The sequence below is a fragment of the Synechococcus sp. RC10B2 genome (assembly GCF_047502635.1).
Genome location: NZ_JANSHO010000086.1, coordinates 34,516 through 45,224 on the forward strand (window position 1 = coordinate 34,516; position 10,709 = coordinate 45,224).

Sequence of the window (10,709 nt, forward strand, 5' to 3'; positions counted from 1 at the left end):
AGCTCCAGCAAAGCATACCTACACGGAACTGTCTAGAGGTGTCTTGACAGCGCCTTTACGAGTCCGTTTATGGACTACGTGAGAATCCCCCGCCTTCAGGCGGGGGAGTGTCAAAACCCGGGATCCCTGACAGGGCCTGGACAAGCCTACTTGGCAACCGCCGCGAAGAACTCCTTGGATTTCACCGGGTCGGGGTTCAGGGTTCTCTGGCCGGGCTGCCAGTTGGCCGGGCAAACTTCATCGGGGTGAGCTTGCACGTACTGGATGGCCTGCAGGGTGCGCAGGGTTTCATCCACGCTGCGGCCAAAGGCCAGGTTGTTGATGGTGGCGTGCTGGATGATCCCTTCCTTGTCGATGATGAACAGGCCGCGCAAAGCCACCCCTGCCGCCGGATCCAGGACATTGTAGGCGGCGCTGATCTCCTTTTTCAGGTCGGAGACCAGCGGATACCTCAGCTCGCCCACCCCTCCGGCTTTGCGGTCGGTCTGAATCCAGGCCAGGTGAGAGTACTCGCTATCCACCGAGACGCCGAGGATCTCCGTGTCCAGCTTGGCAAACTCGTCGTAGCGATCGCTGAAAGCCGTGATCTCCGTCGGGCAGACGAAGGTGAAGTCCAAGGGGTAGAAGAACAGCACCACGTACTTCTTGCCCCGGTAGTCGGAGAGCCTCACCGTCTTAAATTCCATGTCGTAAACGGCAGTGGCCGAAAAATCGGGAGCGGGCTGCCCCACCCGCAGACATCCTTCCTGAGACATCAGTCGACGCTCCTTACGGTAAAGTACAAATGTAAACTAAACCTAACATACCATACTCATAATGACTTTGTCTTACTGGCTGGCTAAGCTGGAGCGCCGCGATCCAGGGGATCCCCATTTCTTTCCGTTTTTCGGCTCTGCCAGGTCAGGGAGTCGGTTGCCATGAGGGTGGCGCTGGAGTTTCTCTACCACTTCTGTTGTGACCGCTGCCGGCGGTGGTGGAGCCCCAGCCAGGGGATCGCCTCTATTGCCCCTACTGTGGCTATCACAATTGCGTGGAGCGCATCGATACCTTTCGCGACGCCGCGCGAGGCAGTTGCCTCACCCGTCCTCCCGATGCCCCCTCTGCCGAGCTGCCCTGCGAGGAAACCGAGGCTCGGCCTCAGGAGCCGGGATCCCCAAGCTGATTCATCCGTTCACTGCATCTGCCAGCCTGTCCAGGTGGGGGTCAGCCTCAGGCAGTGAGGAGTCCAACAAACGGCGGCAGGGGTGGCGCTCTTCCAAAATGGTGGTAGAACAGCAGCAGCTATAAACCTCCAGGTAGTCGTCCGGCTCTGCCTCGAAAATGGCATACTGGCCGGGGAAGAGGGTGCGCTCCCAGTGGCCGGGAATTGTTCGGATGACCTGAACCTGCTGAGAACGGTTGACGAAAACGTATCTTTTCATTGCGTTTTTTTAATCGCCTTAAGAAAAACTTATTGGCTTTAAGCCAGGCTATCACTCTTGATCCCCAGCCGACAATAGCCAACGGGCAAGACGGGGATCGCTCTTTCTGCTTGACTTTGGCCGATTTGTTTTCTCAGCTTATGAAAGCTGAGGCAAGGGGATCCCGAGAAGAAGCCCGCCTGGTAAACTGAGGGGAAGAGTCTGAAGATATCCTTAATTGGCCTTCATCGTTCCGACATACCAAGGGGGCACGCCGTGGACAACAAGTTGGGGCTAGAGATCATCGAAGTGGTGGAGCAGGCTGCCATCGCCGCCGCCCGTTGGATGGGCAAAGGCGACAACAAGACCGCCGATCAGGTGGCCGTCGAGGCCATGCGGGAGAAACTGAACCAGATCCCCATGCGCGGCCGCATCGTCATTGGGGAGGGAACCCGCGATGAGGCCCCCATGCTCTACATCGGGGAAGAGGTGGGCATCTGTACGCGCCCGGACGCCGAGCAGTTCTGCCGCGTGGAAGAGCTGGTGGAAATCGATATTGCCGTGGATCCCTGCGAAGGCACCAACCTGGTGGCCAAGGGCCAAAACGGCTCCATGGCGGTGCTGGCCATCTCCGAAAAAGGCGGCCTTCTGCACGCGCCGGACATCTACATGCAGAAGCTGGCGGCTCCGCCCCAGGCCAAGGGCAAGGTACATCTCGACTATCCGCCGGAAAAGAATCTTCAGATTATCGCCGAAAGCCTGGATCGGGAGGTCTCCGATCTGACGGTGGTGGTCATGGACCGCAAGCGCCACGTCGATCTCATTCGCCAAATCCGGGAGGCGGGGGCGCGGGTAAAGCTGATTACCGACGGCGACATCTCGGCGGCCCTCTCGGCAGGCTTCAACGGCACCGGCATCCACGCCCTGATGGGGATCGGGGCAGCCCCAGAGGGGGTGATCTCGGCGGCGGCGCTGCGCTGCCTCGGCGCCCACTTCCAAGGTCGGCTGATCTACGACCCCGAGGTGGTGCAGGCGGGCACCTACCTGCCGCCGGTGGAAGAGACACGACGGCAACTGAAAGAACAGGGCATCGAGGATCCCGACAAGGTGTGGGAATGCGAAGAGCTAGCCAGCGGCAAGGAAGTCCTCTTTGCGGCCACCGGGATTACTGATGGCGACCTGATGCGCGGGGTGCGTTTCTTCGGCGGCGGGGCACGCACCGAGACCTTGGTGATCTCCAGCCAGTCGCGCACGGTGCGCTTTGTGGATACCATCCATATGAAAGACGGCCAACAGCCCCGCAGCCTGCAACTGCGCTGACGGATCCCCGGCCCGAAATCTCCCTCGGCAAGGGCGGCTTTCCTCTGGCGAAGGTCGCTCTTGTCCTTTGGGAAGTTAAGAAATCTATCAGTCAGTCGCCCGAAAAAACGTAATAACTCTTCAGCAAAATCCTGCAAAACCGGCTCGATACTGTTCTTAGGGTTTAGGTAGGCTGAGAAAAGTTACCTAAGCTTGCTGCAGCCGAGACAAGGCAATCCCTTGACATCGGTCTTGCCTTCCTTGTCCTAGCTAGGTGAGTTTGCTTTTGTTCATAGTTTCTGTTTTTAATAACTGTTGCTGTACAGACGACGGAGAGGCATGTTTATCGCGGTTGTCGGTCTTAGCCATCGCACAGCTCCTGTGGAGATCCGGGAGCGCCTCAGCATTCCCGAGGCCGAGGTGGGGGAGCGGATCCAGCAGCTCCGTGCCCACCCCCACATTGAGGAAGCGGCGATCCTCAGCACCTGTAACCGGCTGGAGGTCTACATCGTCACTCCAGAAATGGAAAGTGGTGTCCGACAGACGATGCAGTTCTTGGCCGAGGCGAAAGGGATCCCGCTGCCCCAACTGCGCCCGCACCTGTTTACGCTGCTCTACCAGGATGCGGTGACGCACCTGATGCGGGTGGCCGCCGGGCTGGACAGCTTGGTATTAGGGGAAGGGCAGATCCTGTCGCAAGTGAAAAAAGCGCAGCAACTGGGCCAGGCCTGCAACGGCATGGATCGCATCCTCAACCGCCTCTTCAAGGCGGCCATCACCGCCGGCAAGCGCATCCGCACCGAGACGGGGATCGGCACTGGCGCCATGTCCATCAGCTCGGCAGCGGTGGAGTTGGCCTTGCAGGAGCAGGGATCCCTTTCTCAGGGCAAGGTGACCGTGGTGGGGGCGGGGAAAATGGCTCGCCTGTTGGTGCAGCACCTCTTGGCCAAAGGGGCGGTGGATATCACCGTGGTCAACCGCTCCTTGGAGCGGGCAGAAGCGCTGGCCAAGCAATTTGAGCAGCCAATTCAAGTATTGCCTTGGGAGTCGCTGCTGAGTAGCATAGCGGAGTCCAACCTGGTCTTCACCAGCACCGGCGCCACCCAGCCCATCCTCACCTACGAGCAACTGGCGGGGGTGCTGCAGCCGGATCAGCCGCTGCTGTTGGTGGACATCTCGGTGCCCCGCAACATCGATCCCGGCGTGGAAAAGCTAAGAGGGGTACAGGTGTTCAACGTGGATCACCTCTCCCGTATCGTGGAAGAAAACCGCGCCCAACGGCAAAAGCTGGCCCTGGCCGCCGAAGCCTTGGTGGAAGAAGAAGTAGAACAGTTTATGGAGTGGTGGCGCTCCTTGGAGACGGTGCCCACCATTTCCAGCCTGCGCCACAAGGTGGAGTCCATCCGCGAGCAGGAGATGGAAAAAGCCCTCTCCCGCCTGGGCAAAGACTTCGCCGAAAAGCACCTGGAGGTCATCGAGGCGCTCACCCGCGGCATTGTCAACAAGATCCTGCATGATCCCATGGTGCAACTGCGGGCCCAGCGGGACATCGAGGCGCGGCGCAGGGCTATGCAAATTCTGCAGGAGCTGTTTAACCTCGATCCAATGCCGTCTCAGGCGCAGCAGGAGCGCTAGGGATCCCCAGGGGGTGAAGTGGGGTCAGGTGTTGAAGAATTGTAACAGCTCTCTCATCTCAGGGGGAGAGCTGCCCTTAGGATACAAAACGTAAGCGCTGGGAGTTGGGGGCATGTTCGGACAGTACGAAGTGTTTGTGCAGTTGCTGCTGTTGGCCTTGATCGTCCTGGCAGGGCCAGCGGTCATTCTGCTGCTTTACCTGCGCGGCGCCGATATGTAGGCGAGCCAGGCTGGTTGCCGGCGCAGTTGACAGAACCCCCTGAGCAGCCCCTGTCGGCATCGACCAGGGAGTTCGGCTTGTTTCTTTGTTATCTCTTAATGTAACGCTTCTTTGCGCTACAGTTATAGAGACAGCCCTAGGGCAAACTCGCCTGTAGGGCAATACTTTATGGGTTGATTATTTATGTCACTCCCCATCCGCAACGTCGCCATCATCGCCCACGTCGACCACGGCAAAACCACACTTGTGGACGCCCTGTTGCGCCAGGCGGGCACCTTCCGCGAGGGAGAGGACATTCCCGCCTGCGTGCTGGACTGCAACACGCTGGAGCGGGAGCGGGGCATCACCATCCTGGCCAAAAATACAGCCGTCCGCTACGGCGAAACCCTGATCAACATTGTCGATACCCCCGGCCACGCCGACTTCGGCGGGGAGGTGGAGCGGGTGCTGGGCATGGTGGAGGGCTGTCTGTTGGTTGTGGACGCCAACGAAGGCCCGATGCCGCAAACCCGCTTTGTGCTGCGCAAGGCGTTGGAAAAAGGCCTGCGCCCGCTCGTAGTGGTCAACAAAATCGACCGCCCTCGCGCCGAGCCCTACAAAGTTGTCGACAAGGTTCTGGATCTGTTTTTGGAGCTGGGGGCAGACGAAGACCAGTGCGATTTCCCTTACCTCTTTGCCTCGGGGCTGCAGGGCTTTGCCCTGGAAGAAGCCGACCTGAAAGCCTTTTTGGAAGGGAGGTACAGCGGCCCCTTGGACATGAAGCCCCTCTTTGAAGCCATCCTCAAGCATGTCCCACCGCCGATTGGGGATCCGGCCAAGCCGCTGCAACTACAGGTCACCACGCTGGAGTACTCGGAGTACTTGGGCCGGATCGTGATCGGCAAGATCCACAACGGCACCATCCGCCTTGGGGATCAGTTGGCGGTGGTCAAAGAAGATGGGTCGATTGCCAAGGGCAAGGTAACCAAGCTGTTTGGCTTCCAGGGCTTGCAGCGTGTTGAGCTGACCGAGGCTACTGCCGGCCATATCGTCGCCGTGGCGGGGTTTGCCGAGGCCAACATCGGCTACACCCTCACCTCTCCCGAAAACCCGCAGGCCCTGCCGCTCATTAAGGTGGACGAGCCGACGTTGCAGGTGATGATCTGCGTCAACGACTCTCCCTTTGCCGGCCAGGAGGGCACCTTTGTTACTTCGCGGCAATTGCGGGAGCGCCTGCTGCGGGAGCTAGAAACCAACGTGGCGCTGCGGGTGGAAGAAACCGACTCCCCCGATTGCTTTTTGGTCTCCGGGCGGGGCGAGCTGCACCTGGGCATTTTGCTGGAGACCATGCGGCGGGAGGGCTACGAGTTTCAGGTGGGGCAGCCGAAGGTGATCTTCCGCGAGGTAAATGGCCAGCCCTACGAGCCCTACGAGTGCTTGGTGCTGGATGTGCCGGAATCCACGGTGGGCGCCTGCATTGAACGGCTGGGGCAGCGGCGGGGAGAGATGCAGAACATGATGGTAGGCGCGGACGGACGGGCCCAGTTGGAGTTTGTCATCCCGGCCCGAGGGCTGATCGGCTTCCGCAGCGAGTTCATCCGCATTACCCGCGGCGAGGGGATCATGAGCCACAGCTTTTTGGAGTACCGTCCCCTGACGCCGGGGATCGAGACCCGCCGCAACGGCGTGCTGATCGCCTTTGAAGAGGGGGTGGCCACCACCTATGCCCTGAAAAATGCGGAAGACCGAGGGGTGTTCTTTATTACGCCAGGTACCCGCGTTTACAAGGGCATGATCGTGGGCGAGCACAACCGGCCGCAGGACTTGGAGTTGAACGTCTGTAAAACCAAGCAACTGACCAACCACCGCGCTGCCGGCGGGGAGGAGCTGGTGCATTTGCAGGCGCCGGTGGAGATGAACCTGGAGCGGGCGCTGGAGTACATCGGCGAGGACGAGCTGGTGGAGGTTACACCGAAGTCGGTGCGGCTGCGCAAGGCGCAGTTGACGGCCTCTCGCCGCTAGCGGTCGGCTCCTACCGTCGCAGGTAGAAGCGCAGGTTGGGAAAAGAGAAGGCCCCCCAGACACCGAACAAGACGACTCCCAGGCCGAACAACGCCAGCCACAGGCGGGGACGGCTGTGGAGCTGCTGGGATCCCGCCTGGACGTAGGCCAGATCCACCCAGGCGGTGTTGCCGCGGCGGAACCAGCCCACCACCTTGACGCGCTGACCCATGAGGGCGCGGAGCCGCTTCAGGCCGGAAAAGACATTGCCCACCGGCCCCAGGGGAGAGGTGAAGCGCAGCGGCATCAGCCCAGTGGCATCTTGCAGCTTCAGCTCTGCCCCCAGTTGGTAGCCAGCCTGTCCCAGCCCCACCAATTCCCCCTCCAACTCCACCGGCTGGCTGCGGCAGGGATCCGCCTCGGGATCGGCCAGCAAGTGCAGCACATCGGTCGGCTGGGGCGACAGGGATCCGCGGTACATCAAGACCGCCTTGGATCCCAGGCCCAGGCCATAGCCCACCACCGCTGTTGCCGCAATCACCTTGGGATCGAGGCGATCTGGCAGCGCCAGATAGAGGATCAGCCCCAGGAGCCAGCCAATTACCATCCCGCTCACTTCGGCAGCATAGATAGCCAGATCCAGCCAGAAGCGGCTTTGCAGACGGGCCCCATCCAACTTGGGTCCGGATCCCAGGCTCAACTCTGGCAGCAGGCGCAGCCGTTGGGCATACCCCGCCAAGACCTGGAAGCGGTGCCCCAGCAACGGATGGCTGGAGTTGACCTGCATCCAGCGGGCCCAGGGGTTGAGCTGATCCCAGAGAAAGACTTGGCCGGCTTGGGCGGGATCCCGCAGGCGGCTGGCGGCACTGGCGGCGGCGGTGGTTTTGAAGTCCAAGAAGCTGAAGAGGCGGGTGCAGTGCAGCAGCGAAGAGGGGCGGCGGTCGTTTTTGTGGGCCTCCTGCAGGCCGGCAGCCGCTTTGAGCAGAGCGGCCATCAGACCGTTGGGATTGCCCGTCGCTTCCACTGCAAAATGGTCGGCGTGGTAGGTGCCGAGGCGACAGAGGAAAAACAGGGGATAGGAGAGCACCGTGTAGATCAGGTAGAGCAGCGGAGCCACATGCCCGATCAGATCCCGCCGCTTGTTTGCCAGTTGGCTCACCTGCTCCAGGGCCAAGTAAACCAGTTGAACGGGGGATCCCAGTAGGGTCAGGATCAAGATGTCGCCGTTGAGGATGCGCCCCAGGGCTTGGGCATAGACGGCGGCAATCTCATCCGGGGCAAGCTGCTGCAACAGGGCCTGGGTGACCACGATGCGGCCGCCGTCGGGAAGCGTGCCATAGACAAAAGCCAGCGGCCCCCCTTCCGGGATCACCCCCAGCCGAGGCAGTTTTAGCTGTTTTTGGGCGCAGAGGCGCTGCAGCAGACGGGCAGTCTCGGGACTGTGGCGCTCGATTTCCCCCAAGGTGGCCCAGCGCAGCTTGTGCAGCCGCCGGTGCAGGTGATCCATCAGCCAGGGGGCAAAAAACAAAAGGCCGACGCCAAAGTTGACCGCCAGGCTGCCGGCTACCAACCAGCGCAGGCCATTGCGCAGCCAGGGCAGCAACCCCTGCAAAAACCAAAGCTGCCGCGGAAAACTCAGCCGTCCGAAATCCAGGTGAGCGCCCACCAGCACAAAACTCAGCCACCAGAGGAACAGAATGCCCACCCCCAGGGATCCCCACTTGGCCCAGCGCAGAGGGCCGGCCCGCTCCGGCAGGGGGATCTTCAGGCCCAATTGACCGGCCCGTTGGCGGCTGGAGAGCGGCTGAGCCTCAGGAGCTGGCTCTGGGGAGGGTGGGGAAGCAGCGGGTTTTTCCACCGTTTGGGGCAGGCGGGGCAGGATTTTTTGGGCCCAGCCTCGCGCCTGCGGATCCGGGTGCTGCAGCAGTTCCAGACAAAGCGCCCGCGCCTTCTCCGTCTCGCCCAACTGATGGTAGGCCCGCACCAGGTTCATCTGGGCCTCCAGGGCTTGGCTGTCGGATGCGCCTGCTTCGCCCCGCTGGCGAGACTGCGCCAAGTAGGCCTCCAGCAGTTGGATGGCTTCTTGGAAACGGCCCTGCTGCAGCGCCTCCCTGCCGGCCTGAAGGGCATCGGGGGTCATCAGCCTGCTCCGAGATCTGCCTGCTCCCCCAGCTTACTCAAGGATTTGGCCTTGCTGAGGTGGATCCCCCCGAAAGGGGGTAGTGGAGCAAGCGCCGCCGCAGGCAATCCAGCGCCGTCTGGGCGCTCCACCAGCGCACCCCCTCTCGGCCCCGCAAGCTGCCGAAGCGGTACTCGTGGACTTCCACTTTCCCCTCCGGGTCGGCCAAGCCCAGATAGACCAGGCCAACCGGCTTGGTGGATGTTCCCCCCTCTGGGCCGGCAATGCCGGTAATGCTCAGGGCCCAGTCGGAGCCGAGGACTTGCTTGGCCCCCAGGGCCATCTGGGCCGCCACCGGCTCGCTCACGGCCCCGTGCTGCCGCAGCGTCTCTGGATCCACCCGCAAAAGCTGCTCCTTGATGCGGTTGTCGTAGGCAACAATCCCGCCGACAAAATAGCGGGAGCTGCCCGGGATCCCGGTCACCAATTGCCCCAGGAGCCCGCCGGTGCAGGATTCCGCCACCGCCAGCGTTTGCCCCCGCTGCAGCAGCAGCTCCCCCACCACGCTGGCCAAGGTGGCCTCGTCGCTGCCGAAGTAGTCTTCCCCAGAAACCTGTAAAATCTGCTCCACCACCGGGGCAATCAACGCTTCCGCCGCCTCGCGCGTGGGGGCGCGTCCGGTAACCCGCAGGCGCACCTCCCCCTGGCTGGCGTAGGGTGCCACGGTGGGATTTTCCCCCGCCAGCAGGGATCCCACCCGTTCGGCCAAGGTCGATTCGGGAATGCCCCAGTAGCGCAACACGCGGCTGTAGAACACCTCCTGGCCCCAGCCCAGGGAGCGCAAATAGGGCACAGCCGTCTCCTGCCACATCTGCTGCATCTCCCGCGGCACCCCGGGAAAGGTGAGGATGTGCAGGTCGGGCCGCGGCTGCCAGATGAGGCCACAGGCGCTGCCGACCGGGTTGGGCAGGACGGTTGCCCCCTGAGGCAAAAAGGCCTGCTTGCGGTTGCTGGGGGAGGGCTCCATACCTCGCTGGCCGTACTTCTGCCGGATCTCCTCCCAAACCTGCGGGTGCTCCACCATCTCCACCCCGAAGAAAGAGGCCAGCGCCGCGTGGGTCAGATCATCAGGGGTCGGCCCCAGGCCGCCGGTGATCAAAATCAAACGGGAGCGGTTGCAGGCCACCTCCAGGGCGTGGTGGATGCGGGCTTCGTTGTCCCCCACCACCGTTTGGTAATAATGGGGGATCCCCAGCTTGGCCAGCTCGGCTGCCAGATATTGGGCGTTGGTGTTGGTGATCTCTCCCAAGAGCAACTCTGTGCCAATGCAGAGGATCTCAGCCCCCTGGGGAATAGCGGTTTGCGGTGGGCTCATGCTTGGCCTTGAGCTCAGCTCAGCCGCAAGTATACAAGCATAGAGGTCTCGGCCCCCCTTCACGCCCTCAGATTTTTGGCTGGTCGTCGGCCATTCCGAATTGCGATCCCAGAAGACTTGCTCAAGCTCGCCAGGGATCCTCGGCCAGCCGAGCCAAAGCTTCCAAATCAGCACCCACCACGCGGTGCAGGATCCACTCGGGATGTGGCTTGGCGCCCAGGCGCCGGTAGAACTCCAATGCCGGCTGGTTCCAATCCAAAACCATCCACTCCAGCCGCCCGTATCCTTTGGCCACCGCCTCCTGGGCCACCCGCGCCAAGAGCGCCCTGCCGATGCCCCTGCCCCGGAACTCCGGCAACACGAACAGGTCTTCCAGGTAGATTCCCGGCCGGGTGAGGAAGGTGGAGAAATTGCGAAAGTAAAGAGCAAAGCCCACCGCCTGCCCTTCTACCTCCGCCAGCAACGCCGAAACGAAGGCCTCGGGGCCAAACAGATGCTGTCGCAGCAGCTCAGCGGATCCCGTTACCAAGTGGCTCAGCTTCTCGTACTCGGCCAAAGCACAAATGAGATCAAACAGAACGGGCGCATCCTCAGGGGTGGCAGGGCGGATTTCCATCAGAACCTCCGGGGTACTCCCGCCACAGCGCAGCTTGGCGGGATGGGGGATAGGCGGTGAGACGA

10 protein-coding genes are annotated in these 10,709 nt (G+C 61.9%); 5 read left to right on the forward strand and 5 right to left on the reverse strand.

Features of this window, described 5'->3' with window-relative positions; genetic code table 11:
- Positions 1 to 146: 146 nt before the first annotated feature.
- Positions 147 to 755 (reverse strand): peroxiredoxin, encoded by a 609-nt coding sequence (locus tag NW855_RS13770; RefSeq protein ID WP_011429441.1) that lies wholly within the window; start codon positions 753 to 755, stop codon positions 147 to 149.
- A gap of 218 nt (positions 756 to 973) precedes the next feature.
- Here NW855_RS13770 and NW855_RS13775 point away from each other — a divergent pair, with 218 nt between their 5' ends.
- Entirely contained in the window at positions 974 to 1,162 is a 189-nt protein-coding gene (locus tag NW855_RS13775; RefSeq protein WP_414402684.1) for a hypothetical protein, read from the forward strand.
- A gap of 1 nt (position 1,163) precedes the next feature.
- Here NW855_RS13775 and NW855_RS13780 read toward each other — a convergent pair whose 3' ends face one another.
- A complete protein-coding gene (locus tag NW855_RS13780; protein WP_011429444.1) occupies positions 1,164 to 1,421 on the reverse strand; it encodes a DUF1830 domain-containing protein in 258 nt (85 codons plus the stop codon).
- Between the two features lie 255 nt (positions 1,422 to 1,676).
- On the opposite strand from NW855_RS13780, the gene glpX reads away from it, so the two are divergent.
- The 4 genes from glpX (at position 1,677) to typA (ending at position 6,555) form a co-directional block, all read left to right on the forward strand.
- Positions 1,677 to 2,720, forward strand: coding sequence for a class II fructose-bisphosphatase (glpX, locus tag NW855_RS13785; RefSeq protein WP_011429446.1), 1,044 nt, complete (start codon positions 1,677 to 1,679; stop codon positions 2,718 to 2,720).
- A gap of 318 nt (positions 2,721 to 3,038) precedes the next feature.
- The gene (locus NW855_RS13790) at positions 3,039 to 4,334 is read left to right on the forward strand and encodes a glutamyl-tRNA reductase (RefSeq protein ID WP_414402685.1); all 1,296 of its coding nucleotides are present in this window, start codon (positions 3,039 to 3,041) and stop codon (positions 4,332 to 4,334) included.
- Positions 4,335 to 4,446: 112 nt separating this feature from the next.
- Positions 4,447 to 4,554 carry a photosystem II reaction center protein Ycf12/Psb30 gene (gene psb30 / locus NW855_RS13795; protein WP_011429448.1) on the forward strand — a complete coding sequence of 36 codons (108 nt, stop codon included), beginning with the start codon at positions 4,447 to 4,449 and terminating at the stop codon, positions 4,552 to 4,554.
- Positions 4,555 to 4,737: 183 nt separating this feature from the next.
- Complete coding sequence (gene typA, locus NW855_RS13800) at positions 4,738 to 6,555, forward strand: translational GTPase TypA (protein WP_011429449.1); 1,818 nt, start codon at positions 4,738 to 4,740, stop codon at positions 6,553 to 6,555.
- 10 nt (positions 6,556 to 6,565) lie between these two features.
- On the opposite strand, the gene NW855_RS13805 is transcribed toward typA, so the two are convergent.
- The 3 genes from NW855_RS13805 to NW855_RS13815 all read right to left on the reverse strand — a co-directional run bounded on the left by NW855_RS13805 (position 6,566) and on the right by NW855_RS13815 (position 10,644).
- The gene (locus NW855_RS13805) at positions 6,566 to 8,674 is read right to left on the reverse strand and encodes a zinc metalloprotease HtpX (RefSeq protein WP_099812428.1); all 2,109 of its coding nucleotides are present in this window, start codon (positions 8,672 to 8,674) and stop codon (positions 6,566 to 6,568) included.
- A gap of 37 nt (positions 8,675 to 8,711) precedes the next feature.
- Complete coding sequence (locus tag NW855_RS13810; protein ID WP_011429451.1) at positions 8,712 to 10,028, reverse strand: competence/damage-inducible protein A; 1,317 nt, start codon at positions 10,026 to 10,028, stop codon at positions 8,712 to 8,714.
- Positions 10,029 to 10,149: 121 nt separating this feature from the next.
- Positions 10,150 to 10,644 (reverse strand): GNAT family N-acetyltransferase, encoded by a 495-nt coding sequence (locus tag NW855_RS13815; RefSeq protein WP_011429452.1) that lies wholly within the window; start codon positions 10,642 to 10,644, stop codon positions 10,150 to 10,152.
- Positions 10,645 to 10,709: the final 65 nt, after the last annotated feature.